Source organism: Citrobacter sp. Cpo065 (assembly GCF_030332805.1).
Lineage (GTDB): Bacteria > Pseudomonadota > Gammaproteobacteria > Enterobacterales > Enterobacteriaceae > Citrobacter > Citrobacter portucalensis.
In genome coordinates this window covers 292,221-315,995 of sequence record NZ_JAOWHC010000031.1, presented here as the reverse complement: position 1 = coordinate 315,995, position 23,775 = coordinate 292,221, and the positions used below count along the sequence as shown (strand labels likewise).

Here is a 23,775-nt window from a genome sequence, read left to right as displayed (position 1 = left end):
TGTGCTATGTCTGATACCAAACGTAATACCATCGGCAAGTTCGGCTTACTTTCACTCACCTTTGCCGCGGTTTATAGTTTTAATAACGTAATCAACAATAATATTGAGCTTGGTCTGGCATCCGCACCGATGTTTTTCCTCGCGACGATTTTCTACTTTATTCCGTTCTGCTTAATCATCGCCGAATTTGTTTCGCTGAATAAAAACTCCGAAGCCGGTGTCTACGCATGGGTAAAAAGTTCGCTGGGTGGACGTTGGGCATTTATTACTGCCTACACCTACTGGTTCGTTAACCTGTTCTTTTTTACCTCGCTTTTGCCCCGCGTTATTGCCTACGCCTCATATGCTTTTTTAGGCTACGAATACATTCTGACGCCGTTCGCAACCACCGTGTTAAGTATGGTGCTGTTTGCCTTCTCCACCTGGGTTTCGACCAATGGTGCAAAAATGTTAGGGCCGATTACCTCGGTCACCTCCACGTTGATGCTGCTGCTGACGCTGTCCTATATTTTACTGGCAGGTACGGCGCTGGTTGGTGGCGTACAGCCTGCTGACCCTATCACCGTAGACGCAATGATCCCGAATTTTAACTGGGCCTTCCTCGGTATCACCACCTGGATTTTTATGGCGGCAGGCGGCGCGGAGTCGGTGGCGGTTTACGTCAACGACGTCAAGGGCGGCTCCAAATCATTCGTGAAGGTCATTATCATTGCCGGAATTTTTATCGGCGTGCTCTATTCCATCTCCTCGGTGCTGATTAACGTCTTCGTCAGCAGCAAAGAGCTGAAGTTTACCGGTGGATCGGTGCAGGTATTCCACGGCCTGGCGGCATATTTCGGCCTGCCGGAGCTGGTCGTGAACCGCTTTGTCGGCCTGGTCTCCTTTACCGCGATGTTCGGCTCCCTGCTGATGTGGACCGCAACGCCGGTGAAGATCTTCTTCTCTGAAATTCCGGCGGGTATTTTCGGTAAAAAAACCGTCGAACTGAATGAAAATGGCGTTCCGGCCCGCGCAGCGTGGATCCAGTTCCTGATCGTTATCCCGCTGATGATTATCCCGACGCTCGGCTCCAATACCGTGCAGGATTTAATGAACACTATCATCAACATGACCGCCGCCGCCTCGATGCTGCCGCCGCTGTTTATTATGCTGGCTTACCTGAATCTGCGTGCAAAACTGGACCACTTACCGCGCGACTTCCGTATGGGTTCGCAAAAAACCGGCATTGTTGTGGTGTCGATGCTGATCGTTCTTTTCACCATCGGATTTATTGCCTCTACCTTCCCAACCGGCGGCAATATCATAACCATTATTTTCTATAACGTCGGTGGGATTGTTATTTTCCTCGGTTTTGCCTGGTGGAAATACAGTAAATATATCAAAGGGCTAACCAAAGAAGAAAAAGCTGTTGAGGCAGCCCCTGCTTCAGATATCAATTAATGACTAAAACCTAATAACAATAAATAATACTCGCCAAGGCTATAACAATAAAAATTAAATTTTATTTGCTTAGGATCGAAGCATGAAAAACATTAGCCATTGTTGCAGGGCAATTATTGCCCTGCCCTTTTTCTGCGTCTCCTCTCTGGGTGCAGAAGAAGTTCGCCCTGCAGAACACGACGACACGAAAACGCCAGAAATATCTTCCCCCTCATTTCGCTTTTATGGCGAATTGGGCGTGGGAGGATATATGGATTTAGAAGGACAAGACAAACATAAATACAGTGATGGTACCTATATAGAAGGTGGCCTGGAGATAAAACACGGCTCTTGGTTTGGTCTGATCTACGGCGAGGGCTGGACCGTGCAGGCCGACCATCAGGGCAATGCCTGGGTTCCTGACCATAGCTGGGGCGGATTCGAGGGCGGGATCAACCGCTTTTACGGCGGTTATCGTACCAATGACGGAACGGAGCTTATGCTCAGCCTGCGCCAGGACTCTTCGCTGGATGACCTGCAATGGTGGGGGGATTTCACTCCAGACCTGGGCTACGTTATTCCCAACACCCGTGACATCATGACTGCCATTAAGGTGCAAAACCTGACCGGTCCTTTGCGCTACAGCGTGACAGCAACGCCCGCCGGACACCACGACGAGAGCAAAGCCTGGCTGCACTTTGGTAAATACGATCGCTACGACGATAAATATACCTATCCGGCCATGATGAACGGCTATATCCAGTACGACCTGACTGAAGGCGTAACCTGGATGAACGGCCTGGAGATAACAGATGGTACCGGACAGCTGTTCCTGACCGGCATCCTTTCGCCCAACTTCGCCGCCCGCGCCTGGCACCACACGGGCCGCGCCGACGGGCTGGATGTGTCCGGCACCGAAACCGGCTACATGGTCAGCGCGATGTATGAAGCGCTAAAAGGCGTTTACCTCTCCACTGCTTATAGCTACGCCAAACACCGACCGGATCGCGCCGAGGACGAAACCACTTCCTTTATGCAGTTCGGTATCTGGTATGAATACGGCGGCGGCCGTTTCGCTACCGCCTTCGACAGTCGGTTCTATATGCAGAATGCATCCGGCGACCCGAGCGACCAAATCTTCCTGATGCAATATTTCTATTGGTAACAAGGACCGGAATACCATGAACATGAAACCTATTCTTACGCCGCTGGCCTGTATCCTGCTGATGAACTTCTCCGCACATGCCACCAGTGCTAACGACTTTAAAAACATCATTAATCGCACCGGTGCGCCGGGCTACATGCATGACTACGATCACGACGACCACCAGCGCTTTAATCCATTTTTCGATCTCGGCGCCTGGCACGGTCATTTGCTCCCGGACGGTCCTGCAACGATGGGCGGCTTTCCAGGCGTGGCGTTGCTGACTGAAGAATACATCAATTTTATGGCCAACAATTTTGACCGTCTGACGGTGTACCAGCACGGTAAAAAGGTCGATTTCGCGCTTGAGGCCTACAACATTCCCGGCGCGCTGGTGCAAAAGCTGTCATCTAAGCATGTGCAAATAGAGATGACGCTGCGTTTTGCCAGCCCGCGCACCTCGCTGCTGGAAACCAAAATCACCAGCAACACGCCGCTGGATCTGGTGTGGGACGGCGAGCTGCTGGAGAAACTGGAAGCCAAAGAGGGAAAAGCGCTGTCGGATAAAACCATTGATAGCGAATTCCCTGGCTATCAGCGCAAAATCACCGCCACGCACGACGGTCTGAAAGTCACCTTCGGCAAAGTGCGCTCAACCTGGGATCTGCTCACCTCCGGTGAGTCGGAGTATCAGGTGCATAAATCTGTCGCTATGAAAACCACGGTTAACGGTCATCGCTTTACGGGGAAGGCCCATATCAGTGGTTCGACAACCATTTACACCACCTGGTCTCATCTGCTTACCGCCGAGGATGTGGCGAAAGAGCAGCCGCAGATCCGCGATATTCTGGCGCGCCCGGCCTGGTATCTTGCTGCATCACAAAAGCGCTGGGCAGATTATCTGCAAAAAGGCTTAACCAACCCGGATGCCACAACGGAACAAACCCGGGTCGCGGTAAAAGCTATTGAAACGCTAAACGGCAACTGGCGCTCGCCAGGCGGTGCGGTAAAACACAATACCGTGACGCCATCGGTCACCGGCCGCTGGTTCTCCGGCAACCAAACCTGGCCGTGGGACACCTGGAAACAAGCCTTCGCCATGGCGCACTTTAACCCGGAGATCGCCAAAGAGAATATTCGCGCCGTCTTTTCATGGCAGGTTAAACCCGGTGATCCGGTTCGCCCGCAGGATGCCGGATTCATTCCCGACCTGATTGCCTGGAATCTCAGCCCGGAACGCGGCGGCGACGGCGGTAACTGGAACGAGCGCAACACCAAGCCCAGCCTGGCGGCCTGGTCGGTGATGGAGGTCTACAACGTCACCAAAGACAAGGCCTGGCTCGAAGAGATGTATCCAAAGCTGGTTGCGTATCACGACTGGTGGCTGCGTAACCGCGATCATAACGGCAACGGCGTGCCGGAATACGGCGCTACCCGCGATAAAGCCCACAATACTGACCGCGGCGAAATGTTGTTTACGGTGAAAAAAGGCGACAAGGAAGAAACGCTCTCCGGGCTTAACAACTACGCCACCGTGATCGATAAGGGTCAGTATGACAGCCTGGAGATCCCAGCGCAGGTTGCCGCCTCGTGGGAGTCCGGTCGTGACGATGCGGCTGTATTCGGTTTTATCGATAAAGATCAACTGGATAAATACGTCGCGGGTGGTGGAAAACGCAGCGACTGGGTGGTGAAATTTGCCGAAAATCGCAGTAAAGACGGTAATTTGCTGGGTTACTCGCTGTTGCAGGAGTCAGTCGATCAGGCCAGCTACATGTACAGCGACAACCATTATCTGGCGCAGATGGCGACCCTGCTCGGCAAACACGAAGAGGCGCAACGCTATCGCCAGTTGGCGCAAAAACTCGCAGATTACATCAACACCTGCATGTTCGACCCGACAACAAAATTCTATTATGACGTTCGCATTGAGGACCAACCGCTGGCAAACGGCTGTGCGGGTAAACCGATCGTCGAACGTGGCAAAGGGCCGGAAGGCTGGTCACCGCTGTTTAACGGCGCAGCAACGCAGCCCCATGCGGACGCGGTGGTTAAGGTGATGCTCGACCCCAAAGAGTTCAACACCTTTGTCCCGCTTGGCACGGCGGCGCTGACCAACCCGGCTTTCGGCGCGGATATCTACTGGCGCGGGCGCGTCTGGGTGGATCAGTTCTGGTTCGGGCTAAAAGGGATGGAGCGTTACGGCTATCGCGATGACGCGTTAAAACTGGCGGATACCTTCTTCAGCCACGCCAAAGGCCTCACCGCTGACGGTCCGATTCAGGAAAACTATAACCCGCTGACCGGCGCACAGCAGGGCGCACCGAATTTCTCCTGGAGCGCGGCGCATCTCTATATGCTGTATAACGATTTTCTTAAAAAACAGTAATCTGTGACATAACGCCGGATGGCGCTTCGCTTATCCGGCCTACAAAGACACATTTTCACAGGCCGGATTAGGTGCTTGCACCGATATCCGGCATATTCGTCCTCTGGCTCCACTCCTTTTTTGAATCCCATCACAATCACGGCATTCCCCTTTTCCCTTTTACGCGGCGACGGCTAAATTATTAACTCATCCGACCACATAACAATAATTTTACATACTGGACACCTTTATGAGCTATCCGTCGCTGTTCGCTCCGCTCGATTTAGGCTTCACCACGCTTAAAAACCGCGTGCTGATGGGTTCAATGCATACCGGGCTGGAAGAGTATCCCGATGGTGCAGAACGGCTGGCCGCGTTCTACGCCGAGCGCGCTCGTCACGGCGTAGCGTTAATTGTGAGCGGAGGTATTGCGCCTGCGCTTTCCGGCGTGGGGATGGAAGGCGGTGCGATGCTGAACGACACCAGCCAGCTTGCTCACCATCGCGTCATTACCGATGCTGTGCATGATGAAGGCGGCAAAATCGCCCTGCAAATCCTGCATACCGGACGTTACAGCTACCAGCCGCATCTGGTGGCGCCTTCTGCTATTCAGGCCCCCATTAACCGCTTTACGCCACATGAATTAACGCACGATGAAGTGCTGCAGTTGATTGAAGATTTTGCCCACTGCGCACAGCTGGCGCGGGAAGCGGGCTACGATGGCGTGGAAGTGATGGGGTCGGAAGGGTATCTCATCAACGAATTCCTGACACTGCGTACCAACCAGCGCGATGACCAATGGGGCGGTGAGTATGCCAACCGCATGCGGTTTGCCGTTGAGGTGGTGCGAGCGGTACGTCAGCGTGCCGGGAATGACTTTATTATTATCTTCCGCCTGTCGATGCTCGATCTGGTGGAAAACGGCGGAACCTTCGACGAAACCGTTCAGCTGGCGCAGGCTATAGAAGCCGCGGGGGCCACCATTATTAACACCGGTATTGGCTGGCATGAGGCACGTATTCCCACTATCGCTACCCCGGTACCGCGCGGTGCGTTTAGTTGGGTGACGCGTAAGCTGAAAGGGCATGTAACAATCCCACTGGTCACCACCAACCGCATTAACGATCCCCAGGTCGCCGATGACATTCTGGCCCGTGGCGATGCCGATATGGTGTCGATGGCCCGTCCGTTCCTCGCCGATGCCGAACTGCTGTCAAAAGCGCAAACCGGACGAGCGGATGAGATCAACACCTGTATCGGCTGTAACCAGGCCTGTCTGGATCAGATCTTCGTCGGCAAAGTCACCTCTTGCCTGGTCAATCCGCGCGCCTGCCATGAAACCAAAATGCCGATCGTTGCGGCAGCTGTGCCAAAGAACCTGGCGGTTGTCGGTGCGGGTCCTGCGGGCCTCGCCTTCGCCATTAATGCCGCAGCGCGCGGGCATCACGTGACGCTATTTGACGCACATGGCGAGATTGGCGGGCAGTTTAATATCGCCAAACAGATCCCTGGCAAAGAAGAATTCTATGAAACCCTGCGCTACTACCGTCGGATGATCGACGTGACTGGCGTGACCCTGAAGCTGAATCACTTTGTCAGCGCACACGATCTGCACACCTTCGACGAAGTGATCCTTGCCAGTGGGATCGAGCCACGCATGCCGCCGATCGAGGGGATCGATCATCCTAAGGTACTGAGCTATCTCGACGTTCTGCGCGATAAAACGCCAGTGGGTAAACGCGTGGCGATCGTGGGCTGCGGCGGGATCGGTTTTGATACTGCAATGTATCTGAGTCAGCCCGGTGAACCCACCAGCCAGAACATTGCGGAGTTCTGCGTGGAATGGGGGATCGACACCAGTCTGCAACAGCCTGGCGGCTTACGCCCGGAAGGCCCGCACTTATCCCGCAGCCCGCGCCAGATAGTGATGTTACAGCGCAAAGCCAGCAAACCGGGACAAGGTTTAGGTAAAACGACGGGCTGGATCCATCGCGCCACCCTGCTCTCACGCGGCGTGAAAATGATCCCGGCAGTCAGCTATCAGAAGATTGATGATGATGGGTTACACGTTGTGTTGAACGGTGAACAGGTGATCTTTAACGTGGATAACGTGGTGATTTGTGCCGGACAAGAGCCGCGCCGTGAGCTGGTCGATCCGCTGCACGCGGCTGGTAAAACGGTGCATCTGATCGGCGGCTGCGATGTGGCGATGGAACTGGATGCCCGACGCGCTATTGCGCAAGGCACCCGACTGGCACTGGAAATTTAACATTATATCTTTCGTAGGCCGGATAAGGCGTTAGCCGCATCCGGCACCCGCTATTACCGACGACGACCGGTTTTGACCGCTTTCAGCACCACGAATTTATTATTGGTGGCGATGGTCACGCAGTTGCCGAATATCTTCTTCAGCTTGTGGAAGTAGTCGAGGTGACGGTTAGCCACAATATACAGCTCACCGTTGATTTTCAGGCAGCGACGGGCGTGGTGGAACATTTCCCAGGCAATGTTATCCGTCAGCGCGTGCTTCTGGTGGAACGGTGGGTTGCACAGCACAGCGTTAAAGCGGAACGGTTCAACACCAGACAGCGCGTTGTTAATCATAAACTCGCAGCGATCCAGCGCTTCAGGCATGTTACTTTCCACGTTCAGGCGGCTTGAAGCCACCGCCATTGGCGATTCATCAACAAATACCACACTGGCTTCTGGATTTTTCGCCAGCAGCGTCATACCGATGACGCCGTTGCCGCAACCGAGATCAACAATCTCCCCTTCAAGGTTTTCCGGCAGATGCTCGATAAAAAAGCGCGCGCCGATATCCAGCCCGGTACGGGAGAAGACGTTGGCGTGGTTATGGATAGTCCAGTCGGTGCCTTCCAGCTTCCAGCTTAGCGTTTGCGAGGCAGCGGCCAGCTCCGGTTTGCTGAACGTACAGTTGATCAATCGGGCTTTTTTCCACGCCAGCGTAGTGGTGGTTGGACCCAGCACTTTTTCAAACAGTTCCAGCGTCGAGGTATGTACATCACGCGCTTTTGCCCCGGCGATGATGCGCGTTTCTGGCGTTACCACTTCGCGCAGCGCACGCAGTTGCTGCTCCAGCAGCGCCATGGTTTTTGGCAGCTTAATCAGCACCACGCCCGGCGCCTGCGGATAGTCAGCGGTACTGTCGAGGAACTTGACGCTCGACTCGGCAATATCGTTGTGACGCAGGTTCTCGCGCGTGGCAAGCTCGCTGAGATAGGAATCGCCGATGCTGTACGGCGTATGTTCCGCCAGCGCACAGCCCAGCGCGCCGAAGGTATCATTCAGGATCAGCACCGGGCCGCTAATCTCGGTATCGTCCAGCTGTTGCAGCAGATATTCATCTGCAGCTTCCCACGCCAGCAGCGGGTTAACGTCATCCGTTTCCGGGAAACGTTTAAGTGACAGCGAACGGAAACCGTTGTCTATGTGGCTCATCGGCCCTCCTGAATGGTAAAATTTCGGCGTATCCCTGAAAAGGGTGCGTGAGTATACACTTTTATGATTTGCGTGGACATGAATGAACCAACTAACTTACCTCCAGGGCTACCCGGAACATTTGCTTTCTCAAGTGAGAACGCTGATTGCTGAGCAACGCCTGGGCGCAGTGCTGGAGAAGCGCTATCCGGGTACGCATGACTTCGCGACCGACAAAGCGCTCTGGCAATATACTCAGGATCTGAAAAATCAGTTTCTGCGTAACGCCCCGCCGCTGAATAAAGTCATGTATGACAGCAAGATCCACGTTCTGAAGAATGCGTTGGGGCTGCATACCGCCGTCTCTCGCGTGCAGGGCGGTAAGCTCAAAGCCAAAGCGGAGATCCGCGTCGCCACCGTGTTTCGCTGCGCCCCAGAACCCTTTTTACGCATGATCGTCGTTCATGAACTGGCGCATCTGAAAGAAAAAGAACATGACAAAGCGTTTTACCAGCTTTGCTGTCATATGGAGCCTCAGTATCATCAACTGGAGTTCGATACCCGCCTGTGGTTAACGCAACAATCGTTAAAGCAAACTGCGTAGTCGCGCACTGGCTTTGTCTTCAGGGCATGCTAAATTGACGAAAGAATCCCTTTTCGCAGCCTGAAGGCCTTTATGATACGTTTCGCAGTAATTGGCACAAACTGGATCACCCGCCAGTTTGTCGATGCCGCCCATGAAACCGGCAAATATAAGTTAACCGCAGTCTATTCTCGTAGCCTTGAGCAGGCGCAGACCTTCGCCAACGATTACCCTGTCGAACATCTGTTTACCTCGCTGGAAGCGATGGCGCAAAGCGAGGCAATCGACGCCGTCTACATAGCCAGTCCAAACTCTTTGCATTTCCCTCAGACCGAGCTGTTTTTGCGGCACAAAAAGCATGTTATTTGCGAAAAGCCGCTGGCCTCCAATCTGGCGCAAGCCGAAGCCGCTATCGCCTGCGCGCGTGAGAATCGGGTCGTGCTGTTTGAAGCGTTTAAAACCGCCTACCTGCCTAATTTCCTGCTGTTACAGCAATCACTACCCAGAGTAGGAAAAATCAGGAAAGCGTTTATCAATTACTGCCAGTACTCCTCGCGTTACCAGCGCTATCTGGACGGTGAAAATCCGAACACGTTTAATCCGGCGTTCTCCAATGGCTCGATTATGGATATCGGTTTTTACTGCCTGGCCTCGGCGGTTGCGCTGTGGGGCGAACCGCAGAGCGTTCAGGCCAGCGCCAGCCTGCTGGAAAGTGGCGTGGATGCCCACGGCGTGGTAGTGCTGAATTACGGTAATTTCAGCGTTACGCTCCAGCACTCAAAAGTAAGCGACTCGGTATTAGCCAGTGAAATTCAGGGCGAGTCGGGATCGCTGGTCATCGAGCATATCTCCGAATGCCAAAAGGTGTGCTTCGTGCCACGTGGGGGGAAAACGCAGGATCTGACGACGCCTCAGCACATCAATACTATGCTGTATGAGGCAGAGGCTTTTGCCCATTTGGTTGAATCCGGCGAAGTGGATCACCCGGCACTGGCCGTCAGCCGTATTACCGCCAAACTGCAAACGGAGATTCGCCGCCAGACCGGCGTGGTTTTCCCGGCAGACGAAGCGGAAACATCGCTGACTGCGTAAAGGTGTGTAAAACGAATGTTGCAGGCCATTGACTGAAAGCATGGCCTGTAATATTTTGTAACCCGCAAAGGGGAGTAACTTCGTTGTCGGTTGATCGTCATTACGATGTGTGAAAAACCACATCCGGTCACCGGGCGATAACAAAGGAATACGCCACCGTATTCCTTTGTTGTTGTAAGTGAGACCTTGCCGAATGGCAAGGTCTATGCATAAAAAGCAGCGGCTAACGTCATTCGGCGTTGGCCGTTTTTTTTATGCATGGGGAAATACAATGAATACTGTCGGCACACCGTTGTTATGGGGTGGCTTCGCTGTCGTAGTGGTAATTATGCTGGCCATCGACCTGCTGTTGCAGGGGCGTCGTGGCGCGCATACGATGTCAATGAAGCAGGCTGCAGCCTGGTCTATCGTCTGGGTAACGCTGTCGTTACTGTTTAACGCCGCCTTCTGGTGGTACCTGGCGGAAACCCAGGGGCGCGCCGTTGCCGACCCACAGGCGCTGGCGTTCCTGACCGGCTATTTGATCGAAAAATCGCTGGCGGTAGATAACGTCTTTGTCTGGTTGATGCTGTTCAGCTACTTCTCCGTACCGCCTGCGTTGCAGCGTCGGGTACTGGTGTATGGCGTGCTGGGTGCGATTGTGCTGCGTACGATCATGATCTTCGCGGGCAGCTGGCTTATCACCCAGTTTGAGTGGCTGTTGTACGTGTTCGGCGCGTTCCTGTTGTTTACCGGCGTGAAGATGGCGCTGGCGAAAGAAGATGCCTCCGGTATTGGCGACAGACCGTTAGTACGCTGGCTACGCGGTCATTTGCGCATGACCGATACCATCGAAGATGAAAAATTCTTCGTGCGTAAAAACGGCCTGCTGTTTGTTACGCCGCTGATGCTGGTGTTGATTCTGGTTGAGCTGAGCGATGTGATTTTTGCCGTCGACAGTATTCCGGCTATCTTTGCCGTGACCACCGACCCGTTCATCGTGCTGACCTCGAACCTGTTTGCTATTTTGGGTCTGCGTGCGATGTACTTCCTGCTGGCGGGCGTGGCGGAGCGTTTCTCCATGCTGAAGTACGGCTTGTCAGTCATTCTGGTGTTTATCGGTATTAAGATGCTGATCGTCGATTTCTACCATATCCCGATCGCTATCTCGTTAGGCGTGGTATTTGGCATTCTGTTTGTGACGCTGATTGTGAACGCTTGGGTCAACCACCAGCACGATAAAAAGCAGCAAATACAGTAAGTTTCATCTGCTAGCTGAAAAGCCCGACAGCACACTGCGTGCGTCGGGCTTTTTGTTTATCATGTCAAAATAATGTTAAGTCAAAGTTATAAAATATGATCTCAACGCGGAATCCAGGATATTTCGCTTCCCGAACCGCGTTCTTTCCTTATACTCAGCCATGCAAACATTTGCCCGATCCTGAAAGATGCGTCAACAGAACGCACAAAGGTAAGGCAACAACACAATGAAAGGATTACTACATGACTACGCAACGTTCATCGGGGCTACTCTCGCGTTTGGCGCAAGGGAGCCTGGTTAAACAAATTTTGATCGGTTTGGTACTGGGGATTTTACTGGCACTGGTGTCAAAACCTGCGGCTGAAGCCGTTGGTTTGCTGGGTACGCTGTTCGTCGGCGCATTAAAAGCCGTCGCGCCAATTCTGGTTCTGATGCTGGTGATGGCTTCTATCGCCAACCACCAGCACGGGCAAAAAACCAATATCCGCCCCATTCTGTTCCTCTACCTGCTCGGAACATTTTCAGCGGCATTAACCGCCGTTGTCTTCAGCTTTGCTTTCCCATCAACACTGCATCTTTCCAGCAGCGCGGGGGATATCGTACCGCCGTCCGGGATTGTTGAAGTGATGCGCAGCCTGCTGATGAGCATGGTTTCTAACCCAGTTGATGCCCTGCTTAACGCTAACTATATCGGTATTCTGGTATGGGCCGTTGGTCTGGGCTTTGCACTGCGCCACGGTAATGAAACGACCAAAAATCTGGTCAATGATATGTCCAACGCCGTCACCTTTATGGTGAAACTGGTGATTCGTTTCGCGCCAATCGGTATCTTTGGTCTGGTCTCCTCTACGCTGGCAACCACCGGTTTCGCAACGCTTTGGGGCTACGCCCAACTGCTGACCGTACTGGTAGGCTGTATGCTGCTGGTGGCGTTTGTGGTCAACCCACTGCTGGTCTTCTGGAAAATTCGCCGTAACCCGTATCCGCTGGTGCTGGCTTGTCTGCGTGAAAGCGGCGTGTATGCCTTCTTTACCCGCAGTTCGGCGGCAAATATTCCGGTGAACATGGCGCTGTGTGAGAAGCTGAATCTGGATCGTGATACCTATTCGGTGTCTATTCCGCTGGGAGCCACCATCAATATGGCAGGCGCGGCGATCACCATTACCGTACTGACGCTGGCGGCGGTGAATACGCTGGGTGTTCCGGTTGATTTACCGACGGCGCTGTTACTGAGCGTGGTGGCTTCGCTGTGTGCCTGTGGTGCATCGGGCGTGGCGGGCGGTTCTCTGCTGCTGATCCCGCTGGCGTGCAACATGTTCGGTATCCCGAATGACATCGCCATGCAGGTTGTTGCCGTTGGCTTTATCATCGGCGTATTGCAGGATTCCTGTGAAACGGCGCTGAACTCTTCTACAGACGTCCTGTTTACCGCTGCAGCCTGCCAGGCAGAAGACGAGCGTCTGGCAAATAACGCCCTGCGCGGCTAATCCCTACGCCCCTCCGTCATCGGGCGGAGGGGTTCTCTTCTTGTACGCTTTTTTCAAGTTTGAACGGATCAATTCCGCGTTTTTGCATTCGCCGGAAGCGAATAATGTTCAGGCCGTTCATCACCAGAAAACTCCCTTCGATCATCGTCCCACCAATCGATCCCAGCCAGAAATTATGGATAACCCAACAGGCAGTTGCGCACCACATGACGCAGCGCACGGTTAACCCCTTGCAGCGGAACAGCGCCCAGGTGCTGGCCAGCGTGCCAATTATCGGCAACAGCTCCATCGCATGCTGTAATTTCGCCAGCCCGAGAACCAGGGTGAGGACAATAAAAACGGTCATTACCCACAGTTTGCGGGTATGCATTGAGACAAGTGTGCGGATGGTGTTGAGTTCTGCGCTCATTCCCGCAGGCCAGGCACCCATCAGGAAAAAATGCACGCCGATGGTGGCGCTATAGACAGCGAGTTGCAGCCGGAACCGGCGCTCATCGCGATTGAAAAAGGTGGTAATACCGATCAGAAAGGCGATGACGCCTACGCCCTGGGCCAGCCAATACGCGGTCATGCAAGCAACCCCAATTCTATCTCGTAGGCCGGATAAGGCGAGTTCGCCGCCATCCGGCAACGGTTTGTGCCTGATGGCGCTGCGCTTATCAGGCCTACGGTTTGCGCAGACCTGCATGCAGGTACCATCAGGTATTTACTACAACGTTACGCCGCTTTTAAATATCGCTAACTCTCTAAAATCATTCCGCTCGTTGCAGGTTTGCTTGCCGTTGGCGAACTCGACGATGGTATCGACAAATTCTTCCAGTAACTGCGGCATCGCTTTGCCGTGGATCAACTGTCCAGCGTCAAAGTCGATCCAGTGCTTTTTCTTCGCCGCCAGCTCGCTGTTGGTAGCAATTTTCACCGTCGGCACAAAACCACCGTACGGCGTACCGCGACCGGTACTGAACAGCACCATATGACAGCCCGCGCCCGCAAGGGCACTGGTCGCCACCGCATCGTTACCCGGTGCGCTCAGCAGGTTCAGACCATGCGTCTTCAGACGTTCGCCGTAGCGCAGTACGTCCACCACCTGGCTGGAGCCTGCTTTTTGCGTGCAGCCGAGAGATTTATCTTCCAGCGTGGTGATACCGCCCGCTTTGTTGCCCGGCGATGGGTTCTCGTAGATCGGCTGGTCGTGAGCAATGAAGTACTGCTTGAAGTCATTGACCATGGTGACCAGCTTGCCAAAGGTTTCTTCATCGCGGCAGTGGTCCATCAGCAGTTGCTCGGCGCCGAACATTTCCGGTACTTCGGTCAGTACGGTGGTACCGCCGTTGGCAATCACGTAGTCAGAAAAACGACCAAGCATCGGGTTGGCGGTAATACCAGACAGGCCGTCAGAGCCGCCGCATTCCAGACCAAACTTCAGCTCGCCCAGCTTACCCGGCTCACGCTTATCGTTACGCATCACGTTGTACAACTGGTGAAGATGTTCAATCCCCGCTTCCACTTCGTCTTCCTGATGTTGGCAGACCATGAAGTGAACGCGCTCAGGATCGTACTCGCCTAGGGTTTCGCGGAAGGCATCAACCTGGTTGTTTTCACAACCAAGGCCAACCACAAGCACCGCACCCGCATTCGGGTGACGCACCATGTTTTGCAGCATGGTGCGGGTGTTAATGTGGTCATCGCCGAGCTGTGAACAGCCGTAGGTGTGGCTGAAGAGATGTACGCCGTCGATTCCTTCGGCGTCGTTAGTCTCTTTCAGAAAACGGTTCTGCATCTGGCGCGCCATGGCGTTAACGCAGCCTACCGTCGGTAGGATCCACAGTTCGTTGCGCACGCCAACATCCCCGTTGGCACGACGGTAGATCTGCACATCACGATCCGCCGGTTGTGCAACTTCCGCCTGAAAATCAGGGTGGTAGCTATACGTGTCCAGGTCGCTCAGATTGGTGCGCGTGTTGTGAGCATGAATATGCTCACCCGCCGCAACGTCCACCAGCGTATGGCCAATTGGCAAACCGTATTTAATGACGTTTTCGCCTTTCGCAATATCGCGTAAAGCGAATTTATGGCCACGAGAGACCGCCTGACGCAGGGTTACCGCCTGCCCATCAACGGTGACTTCGGTTCCTTCAGCCAAATCAGCGAGCGCTACCGCGACGTTATCCAGCGCATGGATCTTGATGTATTGCATACCTTCACCCGGGCCTTAGTTCAGTTCAATGGCGAAGTAATCACGCGCATTGTTAAAGCAAATATTTCTGACCATTTCACCCAGCAACTGGATATCTGCCGGTGCTTCACCTGCAGCAACCCAACGGCCAATCATCTGGCACAGAATGCGACGGAAGTATTCATGGCGCGTGTATGACAGGAAGCTACGGCTATCGGTCAGCATGCCGACGAAACGGCTCAGCAGGCCGAGCTGGGCCAGCTGCGTCATCTGACGTTCCATCCCGTCTTTCTGATCGTTGAACCACCAACCGGAACCGAACTGCATCTTGCCCGGCATACCTTCGCCCTGGAAGTTACCGATCATGGTGCCCAGCACTTCGTTATCGCGCGGGTTCAGGCAGTAGAGAATGGTTTTCGGCAGCAGGTTCTGTTCGTTCTGCTTGCTCAGCAGTTTGGACAGTTCTTCAGCCATCGGACGGTCATTGATGGAGTCGAAGCCAACATCCGCGCCCAACAGTTTGAACTGGCGCAGGTTGTTATTACGCAGCGCGCCGATGTGGTACTGCTGTACCCATTCGCGACGAGCATATTCCGCACCAAGGAACACCAGCACGGCAGTTTTAAACTGGGCAACTTCATGCTCACTCAGGGTTTCACCCGCCAGGCGACGCGCCAGAATGCTATCCAGTTCAGATTCGTTAGATTCGGCAAACAGCACCACGTCCAGCGCGTGGTCAGAAACTTTACAGCCGTGAGCCGCGAAGTGATCCAGACGTTTGGTCAGTGCAGCTTGCAGATCGCTGAAGCGGCGGATATCCGTGTCAGACACTTCACCGAGCTTCGCCATGTAGTCATTAAAGGTCGCCAGCTCAATGTTAAAGGCTTTATCCGGACGCCAGCTCGGCAGCACTTTCACATCAAAGCTTCCGTCTTTAGCAACGGCCGCATGGTGCTCCAGAGAGTCGATCGGGTCATCGGTAGTGCCGACCATTTTCACATTCATCTGCTGCATGATGCCGCGCGCGGAGAATTTATCCTGCGCCAGCAGCTCGTTGCATTGGTTCCAGATTTCATCAGCAGTCGCAGGAGAAAGCAGCTTACCTGTAATACCAAACGGGCGGCGTAATTCGAGGTGGGTCCAGTGGTACAGCGGGTTACCGATAGTGTGCGGAACCGTGGCGGCCCATGCGTCAAACTTCTCGCGATCGGACGCATCGCCGGTACACAAGCGCTCAGCGACGCCATTGGTACGCATCGCACGCCATTTGTAGTGATCACCCTTCAGCCAGATGTCATACAGGTTATTAAAACGGTAGTTTTCAGCGATTTGTTGCGGTGGTAAATGGCAGTGGTAATCGAAGATCGGCTGGTCTTTGGCGTAATCATGGTACAGACGGCGGGCAAATTCGGTGTCCAGCAGGAAATCTTCAGTCATAAACGGGGTCATTATCGTCTTCCTCTCAACGAGTGCGTCAGATTGCTTATGTTTTGATGTTGACAAAGTTATCACACCAATTTCCATACACTGAAGATATTTTCGTGAGTTAGATCAACAAATGGTGACAAAAAAATTACTCTCAAAGAGGTAAATCACGCGTCAAGCCGCGCCAGTGCTGGCTTTGCTGAATCGAAATAATGACCACACGAAGATTCACACTTTTGTGATGGCACTCACCTTTTAAAGCTGTATGACAAGTTATCTTTTGGCCGTCGCGATACATAAGCCGACGGAATGCAAATTACCGATGTATCACCATCGGATTGACCGGTACGGAAACCGAATTAGCACAATTATTGACATGGCAAAGTTCGGGGAGTACCGGCTTTTTTTCGGTCCCCCCTCGTAAAAGAACATCCTCCGCCCTGAACTGGAAGATGACCGCTCGTTCGCGGACATAACAAAACGATGAGGTTTTACATGCGTAAAATTAAAGGGTTACGTTGGTACATGATTGCACTGGTGACGCTTGGCACCGTGCTGGGTTACCTGACACGTAACACTGTGGCGGCAGCTGCGCCAACTCTGATGGAAGAGTTACACATCTCCACTCAACAGTATTCCTATATCATCGCAGCGTATTCTGCTGCTTACACCGTAATGCAACCCGTTGCCGGCTACGTGCTCGATGTGCTCGGCACAAAAGTTGGTTACGCGATGTTCGCCGTTCTGTGGGCCGTCTTCTGCGGCGCGACCGCACTGGCTGGCAGTTGGGGTGGACTGGCGCTGGCGCGTGGCGCGGTAGGTGCCGCTGAAGCCGCAATGATCCCTGCGGGTTTGAAAGCCAGTTCTGAATGGTTCCCGGCAAAAGAACGTTCAATTGCCGTGGGGTACTTTAACGTCGGCTCTTCTATCGGTGCGATGATTGCTCCGCCGCTGGTCGTCTGGGCAATCGTCATGCACAGCTGGCAGATGGCATTCATTATTTCCGGTGCGCTGAGCTTCATCTGGGCGATGTGCTGGCTTGTGTTCTACAAACACCCGCGCGACCAGAAAAAACTGTCTGATGAAGAACGTGATTACATTCTGAATGGTCAGGAATCACAGCATAAAAACGCGACCTCGAAAAAAATGTCGCTCGGTCAGATCCTGCGTAACCGCCAGTTCTGGGGCATCGCGCTGCCGCGTTTCCTGGCAGAGCCAGCCTGGGGTACCTTCAACGCCTGGATCCCGCTGTTCATGTTTAAAGTCTACGGCTTTAACCTGAAAGAGATTGCGATGTTTGCCTGGATGCCGATGCTGTTTGCTGACCTGGGCTGTATCGTTGGGGGCTACTTACCGCCGCTGTTCCAGCGCTGGTTCGGCGTTAACCTGATCGTTTCACGTAAAATGGTCGTCACCATGGGCGCATTGCTGATGATTGGCCCAGGGATGATTGGTCTGTTCACCAGCCCGTACATTGCTATCGCCCTGCTGTGCGTCGGAGGCTTTGCTCACCAGGCGCTGTCCGGTGCGCTGATTACGCTTTCTTCTGACGTATTTGGTCGTAATGAAGTGGCAACGGCAAACGGCCTGACCGGTATGTCCGCCTGGCTTGCAAGTACGCTGTTTGCACTGGTTGTTGGCGCACTGGCTGACACTATCGGCTTTAGCCCGCTGTTCGCCGTACTGGCGGTATTCGACCTGCTCGGCGCACTCGTTATCTGGACGGTCTTGCAAAACAAATCGGCCAGCGAGGTCGACTCGGGATCACAGACTGGCGATCCCGCTCCGCAAAATTAACCCGCTGTTTTTCATCAAGGGTATATAATGCGAAGCCGCCAGTTATCTGGCGGCTTTTTTATCGCCGCGAGTGGAGCAGTAATCGCAAAAGTGGTATAACAAATATAGTCTGCCGTATCATGCCTGGAGCGCATATGGAAATCACCGAACCACGACGTTTGTACCAACAACTTGCAGCTGATCTGAAAGAACGCATTGAGCAAGGCGTCTATCTGGTGGGTGACAAACTCCCTGCCGAGCGCTTTATCGCCGATGAAAAAAATGTCAGCCGTACCGTGGTTCGTGAAGCAATTATCATGCTCGAGGTAGAGGGTTACGTTGAGGTGCGCAAAGGATCGGGGATCCACGTCATTTCCAACCAACCCAGACATTATGTTGCGCCAGATGAAAACCTGGAATTTGCCAGCTACGGTCCTTTCGAGCTGCTCCAGGCGCGTCAGCTCATTGAGAGTAACATTGCCGAGTTTGCCGCCACGCAGGTGACCAAACAGGACATCATGAAGCTGATGGAGATTCAGGAGAAATCACGTAACGAAAAAAGCTTTCGTGACTCCGAGTGGGATCTCCAGTTCCATGTGCAGGTCGCCCTGGCAACGCAGAACTCGGCTCTGGCCGCGATTGTTGAAAAAATGTGGACTCAGCGTATTCACAACCCCTACTGGAAGAAATTGCACGACCACATCGACCTGCGCACGGTTGATAACTGGTGTGATGACCATGACCAGATCCTTCGGGCGCTGATTCGCAAAGATCCTCATGCCGCCAAACTGGCGATGTGGCAGCATCTTGAGAACACGAAGCAGATGCTGTTTAACGAAACCAGCGATGATTTTGAGTTCAATGCGGACCGTTATCTATTTACCGAAAATCCGGTCGTTCACCTCGATACAGCGGCTAACAGCGCAAAATAAACAATCTTATCAATGCAGGCGCGACCACGCGCCTGTTTCTGACACTTGGTAAGCGTTAGGTATAAAGTGTCAGCCTGTGTAAATCCTCTCGCCTCCCTCCATTGCGATAAGCAAAATCACAGTTCAACAACCGTAATTTCTATAACGGACTACGTTGACCTTTGTTACAATTAGATGCTGTTTGAATTTTTGTGTTTAAGAGCTTGCTAACTTCACAACTTTACAGGGAATAGTTCAGGCCGTGAATTTGTATCAAACCGCGAGTCATGTAAAAAATATTAATAAAATCGTGGTGTTACAAAACCCAGAAAACCGGCATGACGATAACCGATTCTCCAGGAATATTGAATGGAACTACTGACTCAATTACTAAATGCTTTATGGGCTCAGGATTTTGAAACGCTGGCCAATCCTTCCATGATTGGCATGCTCTATTTTGTACTCTTTACCATTTTGTTTCTGGAAAACGGACTGCTGCCAGCAGCCTTTTTACCTGGCGACAGTTTGCTGGTACTGGTCGGCGTACTTATTGCCAAAGGCGCAATGGGTTTTCCGCAAACGGTGCTATTACTCACCACCGCAGCCAGCCTCGGTTGCTGGCTCAGCTATATACAAGGTCGATGGTTGGGCAATACCCGCACAGTGCAAAACTGGTTATCTCATCTTCCTGCACATTACCATCAGCGTGCGCATCATCTGTTCCATAAGCATGGCTTGTCTGCGCTGCTGGTCGGTCGCTTTATCGCGTTTGTCAGAACATTACTGCCGACCATCGCAGGATTGTCCGGCCTGAACAATGCGCGCTTTCAGTTCTTCAACTGGATGAGCGGACTGCTTTGGGTCCTTATTCTCACATCGTTGGGCTATCTGCTTGGCAAAACACCGGTGTTTCTCAAATATGAAGATCAACTGATGTCTTGCCTGATGCTGCTTCCTGTGGTGTTACTGGTGTTTGGTCTGGCAGGTTCACTGGTTGTTCTTTGGAAAAAGAAATACGGGAACCGAGGGTAAATTATGCTGAAATCATGCATAACGCTCCGACGACTTGCCTGGTCCACCACTTTTATGTTGTTCATCGGCGCATTGCTCCTGACCTGGTCGGTCATTCGCCAGCAGGAGTCAACGCTTGCCATTCGTGCCGTAAACCAGGGAGCCAGCATGCCTGATGGCTTCTCTATCTGGCATCACCTGGATGCCAACGGCATTCGTTTTAAAAGCATCACTCCGCAAAATGACGCCCTGCTGATTACCTTTGATTCCAGTGCACAGAGCGCAGCGGCAAAGGTCGTACTGGATCGAACGTTACCGCACGGTTTCGTTATCGCTCAGCAGGATGATAATAATCAGGCGGTTCAGTGGTTATCCCGCTTACGTGAGACCCCACACCGTTTTGGTTAATTTCCAGGAATCTGAATTAGATCACTCACTTTGGTGATTTCACCGTTTAGCGCCTATGATTAATAAACTGGGTTTATGACCCAACGCTTTATTATTCTGGAGCATCGACCCTAAACGACGAGGTCGAATCACAATGGAAGGTTCAAGAATGAAATACCGCATCGCTTTGGCAATTAACCTTTTCGCTCTCAGTGCCGGCAGCTACGCCACCACCCTCTGTCAGGAAAAAGAACAAGACATTCAGCGGGAGATTAGCTATGCCGAAAAACACAACAATCAGAGCCGTATCAATGGGCTGAACAAAGCGCTGAGCGAAGTCAGAGCAAACTGTACTGACAGCAAACTGCGCGCCAACCATCAGAAAAAAATCGCCGAGCAGAAAAATGAGATTGCCGAGCGTCAACGTGACTTAGCCGAAGCTAAGCAAAAAGGCGATGCGGATAAGGTAGCAAAGCGTGAACACAAGCTTGCTGAAGCCCAGCAAGAGCTAAAAGAACTCGAGACCCGCGATTACTAAGTACGGTAACTAGCCACTCAACTGGAGAAAACTATGTCGAAAGATAATGCTACGGAAAACCTGCGCGCTGAGCTGAAATCTCTTGCGGATACGCTTGAAGAAGTACTTAGCTCCTCTGGCGATAAGTCGAAGGAAGAGATGAGTAAAATTCGCAGCAAAGCCGAACATGCGCTGCGCGAGAGCCGCCATCGTCTGAGTGAAACCAGCGATGTAATCGCCAAACAGACCCGTGAGGCCGCGGCTAAAGCCGATAACTACGTGCGCGAAAACCCATGGACAGGCGTCGGCATTGGCGCTGCAGTCGGTGTGGTGCTTGGTGTACTGCTGTCGCGCCGTTAACAATGGCTGATTCTCAACACGCACAAGGTCCAGGCAAAGGCGTACTGGGTATTGGACAGCGGATCCTGACGATTCTCGTTGAGATCGTAGAAACACGGCTGCGGCTGGCCGTCGTTGAGCTGGAAGAGGAAAAAGCCAATCTCATCCAGATCCTGCTGATGCTTGGGCTGACTATGCTGTTCGCGGCGTTTGGCCTGATGAGCCTGATGGTGCTTATCATCTGGGCCATTGACCCTCAATACCGCCTGAACGCCATGATTGCCACCACCGTTGTGCTGTTGCTGTTAGCGCTGATTGGCGGGATATGGACGCTGCGTAAAGCACGTAAAACAACGCTGCTACGCCATACACGCCAGGAACTCGCTAATGACAGGCAAGCCCTGGAGGATGATGCATAATGAGCAGCAAAGTCGAACGTCAAAAGCGTAAGGCGCAACTGCTTGGACAGATCCAGCAGCAACGGCTGGATCTGTCTGCTACTCGCCGCGACTGGCTGGAAGCCACCGAGGTCTACGATCGTGGCTGGAAGACGCTACTGAACCTGCGTGGCTGGGTGTTGGTCGGGAGCAGTATTATGGCGGTTCGCACCATCCGCAACCCGAATCTGCTGGTACGCTGGGCTAAGCGCGGCTTTAGCGTCTGGAGTATCTGGCGTCTGGTGAAATCGACCATCAGACAGCAGCAACTGCGCGGCTAATCCTTTCCTTACCCCCAACCTCAAAAATTTTGAAAAATACTGACAGTTTTCCTTGCTAACAATTCTCATTAAGCACGTTTATGATTCTCTCCATCGACAGCAACGACGCGCTCTGCAGCGTCGATGCACAAAAAAACACAATAAGCCGCCTGAGTGGTTTCCTGGAGAGTATGATGAAGAAATTAGAAGATGTTGGTGTACTGGTAGCGCGCATTCTGATGCCAATCCTGTTTATTACCGCAGGTTGGGGAAAAATCACCGGATATGCGGGTACCCAACAGTACATGGAAGCCATGGGCGTCCCAGGATTTATGCTGCCGCTGGTGATTCTGCTTGAGTTTGGCGGCGGTCTGGCAATTCTGTTCGGTTTCCTGACTCGTACAACCGCGCTGTTCACCGCAGGCTTCACATTGCTGACGGCGTTCCTCTTCCACAGCAACTTTGCGGAAGGTGTGAACTCTCTGATGTTCATGAAAAACCTGACCATCGCAGGCGGTTTCCTGCTGCTGGCTATCACCGGTCCAGGCGCATTTAGTATCGACCGTGTACTGAATAAAAAGTGGTAATCAAACTATACCCGTCATTCTTCAAGTTGCAGGTGTGTTGGCTTCACTCAGAAACCCCAGTCACATAGTTATCTATGCTCCTGGGAGTTTCTTCCCTTGCCGCCTTCCTGCAACTCGAATTATTTAGGGTATATACTTATTAAAAGACGAGGGGGTTTACTCCTCGTTTTGCTATCCGGGAGAGAGATAATGGGACAACTGATTGACGGCGTCTGGCATGACACCTGGTACGATACCAAATCAACCGGTGGAAAATTTCAACGTTCAGCATCGGCTTTCCGTAACTGGCTCACCGCGGATGGCGCGCCTGGCCCTACCGGTGAAGGTGGCTTTGCTGCCGAAAAAGACCGCTATCATCTGTACGTTTCTCTGGCCTGTCCGTGGGCGCATCGCACGCTGATTTTGCGCAAACTCAAAGGGCTGGAACCGTTTATTTCCGTTTCTGTTGTGCATCCGCTGATGCTGGAAAACGGCTGGACCTTTGACGATAACTTCCCGGCGGCAACCGGCGATACCCTGTATCAACACGAATTTCTTTATCAGCTCTATTTACACGCCGATCCGCACTACAGTGGTCGGGTCACCGTTCCGGTGCTGTGGGATAAAAAGAACCACACCATTGTCAGCAACGAATCTGCAGAAATCATCCGCATGTTTAACACCGCGTTTGATGCGCTGGGCGCCAAAGCCGGAGATTACTATCCCCCAGCCCTGCAAAGCAAAATCGACGAGCTGAACGGCTGGATTTATGACAACGTTAATAACGGCGTGTATAAAGCCGGATTTGCCACCAGTCAGGAAGCCTACGACGACGCCGTGGATAACGTCTTTCAATCTCTGGCACGACTGGAGCAGATCCTTGGGCAACATCGCTACCTGACCGGCGACCAGTTAACCGAGGCCGACATTCGCCTGTGGACCACGCTGGTACGCTTTGATCCCGTGTATGTCACCCACTTCAAGTGCGACAAACACCGGATTAGCGACTATCTGAACCTGTACGGTTTCCTGCGTGATATCTACCAGATGCCGGGTATTGCGGAAACCGTCAATTTCGATCATATCCGCAATCACTACTTCCGTAGCCATAAAACCATTAACCCGACCGGCATTATTTCTGTTGGGCCGTGGCAGGACCTCAACGAACCTCATGGGCGTGACGAGCGTTTCGCATGATT

The 23,775-nt window shown here is 52.9% G+C and carries 22 protein-coding genes; 18 read left to right on the top strand and 4 right to left on the bottom strand.

From position 1 onward, the window contains the following. Window positions 1-6: 6 nt before the first annotated feature. The 4 genes from OGY68_RS12605 to OGY68_RS12590 all read left to right on the top strand — a co-directional run bounded on the left by OGY68_RS12605 (window position 7) and on the right by OGY68_RS12590 (window position 7,200). Window positions 7-1,440 (top strand): amino acid permease, encoded by a 1,434-nt coding sequence (locus OGY68_RS12605; protein ID WP_057067542.1) that lies wholly within the window; start codon window positions 7-9, stop codon window positions 1,438-1,440. 82 nt (window positions 1,441-1,522) lie between these two features. After that, window positions 1,523-2,584, top strand: coding sequence for a protein YgjJ (ygjJ, locus tag OGY68_RS12600; protein WP_057067543.1), 1,062 nt, complete (start codon window positions 1,523-1,525; stop codon window positions 2,582-2,584). A 16-nt stretch (window positions 2,585-2,600) separates the two neighbouring features. Further along, a complete protein-coding gene (gene ygjK / locus OGY68_RS12595) occupies window positions 2,601-4,952 on the top strand; it encodes an alpha-glucosidase (RefSeq protein ID WP_286579568.1) in 2,352 nt (783 codons plus the stop codon). Between the two features lie 229 nt (window positions 4,953-5,181). Further along, complete coding sequence (locus OGY68_RS12590; RefSeq protein WP_167820716.1) at window positions 5,182-7,200, top strand: oxidoreductase; 2,019 nt, start codon at window positions 5,182-5,184, stop codon at window positions 7,198-7,200. Window positions 7,201-7,253: 53 nt separating this feature from the next. Here the strand turns inward: OGY68_RS12590 and rlmG are convergent, their stop codons facing one another. Next, complete coding sequence (gene rlmG, locus OGY68_RS12585) at window positions 7,254-8,390, bottom strand: 23S rRNA (guanine(1835)-N(2))-methyltransferase RlmG (RefSeq protein ID WP_008785866.1); 1,137 nt, start codon at window positions 8,388-8,390, stop codon at window positions 7,254-7,256. A gap of 82 nt (window positions 8,391-8,472) precedes the next feature. Here rlmG and OGY68_RS12580 point away from each other — a divergent pair, with 82 nt between their 5' ends. The 4 genes from OGY68_RS12580 (at window position 8,473) to sstT (ending at window position 12,771) form a co-directional block, all read left to right on the top strand. Then, window positions 8,473-8,973 carry a M48 metallopeptidase family protein gene (locus OGY68_RS12580; protein WP_286617084.1) on the top strand — a complete coding sequence of 167 codons (501 nt, stop codon included), beginning with the start codon at window positions 8,473-8,475 and terminating at the stop codon, window positions 8,971-8,973. 72 nt (window positions 8,974-9,045) lie between these two features. After that, the gene (locus OGY68_RS12575) at window positions 9,046-10,044 is read left to right on the top strand and encodes a Gfo/Idh/MocA family protein (protein ID WP_057067546.1); all 999 of its coding nucleotides are present in this window, start codon (window positions 9,046-9,048) and stop codon (window positions 10,042-10,044) included. A 271-nt stretch (window positions 10,045-10,315) separates the two neighbouring features. Then, on the top strand, window positions 10,316-11,284 hold the full coding sequence (locus OGY68_RS12570) for a TerC family protein (protein WP_003828551.1): 969 nt from the start codon (window positions 10,316-10,318) through the stop codon (window positions 11,282-11,284). 242 nt (window positions 11,285-11,526) lie between these two features. Beyond that, window positions 11,527-12,771, top strand: a complete 1,245-nt coding sequence (gene sstT / locus OGY68_RS12565) for a serine/threonine transporter SstT (protein ID WP_032945076.1) — start codon at window positions 11,527-11,529, stop codon at window positions 12,769-12,771. 16 nt (window positions 12,772-12,787) lie between these two features. On the opposite strand, the gene OGY68_RS12560 is transcribed toward sstT, so the two are convergent. From OGY68_RS12560 to uxaC, 3 genes are all read right to left on the bottom strand, one after another. Continuing rightward, window positions 12,788-13,342 carry a YgjV family protein gene (locus OGY68_RS12560; RefSeq protein WP_057067553.1) on the bottom strand — a complete coding sequence of 185 codons (555 nt, stop codon included), beginning with the start codon at window positions 13,340-13,342 and terminating at the stop codon, window positions 12,788-12,790. Window positions 13,343-13,480: 138 nt separating this feature from the next. Continuing rightward, the gene (locus OGY68_RS12555; RefSeq protein WP_032945078.1) at window positions 13,481-14,968 is read right to left on the bottom strand and encodes a UxaA family hydrolase; all 1,488 of its coding nucleotides are present in this window, start codon (window positions 14,966-14,968) and stop codon (window positions 13,481-13,483) included. A 15-nt stretch (window positions 14,969-14,983) separates the two neighbouring features. Continuing rightward, window positions 14,984-16,396 (bottom strand): glucuronate isomerase, encoded by a 1,413-nt coding sequence (gene uxaC / locus OGY68_RS12550; protein ID WP_003024811.1) that lies wholly within the window; start codon window positions 16,394-16,396, stop codon window positions 14,984-14,986. 471 nt (window positions 16,397-16,867) lie between these two features. Here uxaC and OGY68_RS12545 point away from each other — a divergent pair, with 471 nt between their 5' ends. From OGY68_RS12545 to yqjG, 10 genes are all read left to right on the top strand, one after another. Continuing rightward, entirely contained in the window at window positions 16,868-18,169 is a 1,302-nt protein-coding gene (locus tag OGY68_RS12545; RefSeq protein WP_003828557.1) for an MFS transporter, read from the top strand. A gap of 134 nt (window positions 18,170-18,303) precedes the next feature. After that, entirely contained in the window at window positions 18,304-19,080 is a 777-nt protein-coding gene (gene exuR / locus OGY68_RS12540) for a transcriptional regulator ExuR (protein WP_003828559.1), read from the top strand. A gap of 348 nt (window positions 19,081-19,428) precedes the next feature. Then, window positions 19,429-20,091 (top strand): DedA family general envelope maintenance protein YqjA, encoded by a 663-nt coding sequence (gene yqjA / locus OGY68_RS12535; protein WP_003828561.1) that lies wholly within the window; start codon window positions 19,429-19,431, stop codon window positions 20,089-20,091. A gap of 18 nt (window positions 20,092-20,109) precedes the next feature. Further along, window positions 20,110-20,478, top strand: coding sequence for an EnvZ/OmpR regulon moderator MzrA (gene mzrA / locus OGY68_RS12530; protein WP_162623447.1), 369 nt, complete (start codon window positions 20,110-20,112; stop codon window positions 20,476-20,478). 148 nt (window positions 20,479-20,626) lie between these two features. After that, window positions 20,627-20,995: a DUF1090 domain-containing protein gene (locus OGY68_RS12525; RefSeq protein ID WP_286617082.1), complete on the top strand. Its 369-nt coding sequence runs from the start codon at window positions 20,627-20,629 to the stop codon at window positions 20,993-20,995. A gap of 33 nt (window positions 20,996-21,028) precedes the next feature. Next, the gene (locus OGY68_RS12520) at window positions 21,029-21,334 is read left to right on the top strand and encodes an ElaB/YgaM/YqjD family protein (RefSeq protein ID WP_003024832.1); all 306 of its coding nucleotides are present in this window, start codon (window positions 21,029-21,031) and stop codon (window positions 21,332-21,334) included. Between the two features lie 2 nt (window positions 21,335-21,336). After that, entirely contained in the window at window positions 21,337-21,732 is a 396-nt protein-coding gene (locus OGY68_RS12515; protein ID WP_003828567.1) for a phage holin family protein, read from the top strand. Continuing rightward, window positions 21,732-22,031, top strand: a complete 300-nt coding sequence (locus tag OGY68_RS12510) for a YqjK-like family protein (protein WP_003828569.1) — start codon at window positions 21,732-21,734, stop codon at window positions 22,029-22,031. The genes OGY68_RS12515 and OGY68_RS12510 overlap by 1 nt, the downstream gene beginning before the upstream one ends. Window positions 22,032-22,204: 173 nt before the next feature. After that, complete coding sequence (locus OGY68_RS12505; protein WP_003024847.1) at window positions 22,205-22,597, top strand: DoxX family protein; 393 nt, start codon at window positions 22,205-22,207, stop codon at window positions 22,595-22,597. 189 nt (window positions 22,598-22,786) lie between these two features. Further along, a complete protein-coding gene (gene yqjG / locus OGY68_RS12500) occupies window positions 22,787-23,773 on the top strand; it encodes a glutathionyl-hydroquinone reductase YqjG (protein WP_008785878.1) in 987 nt (328 codons plus the stop codon). Window positions 23,774-23,775: the final 2 nt, after the last annotated feature.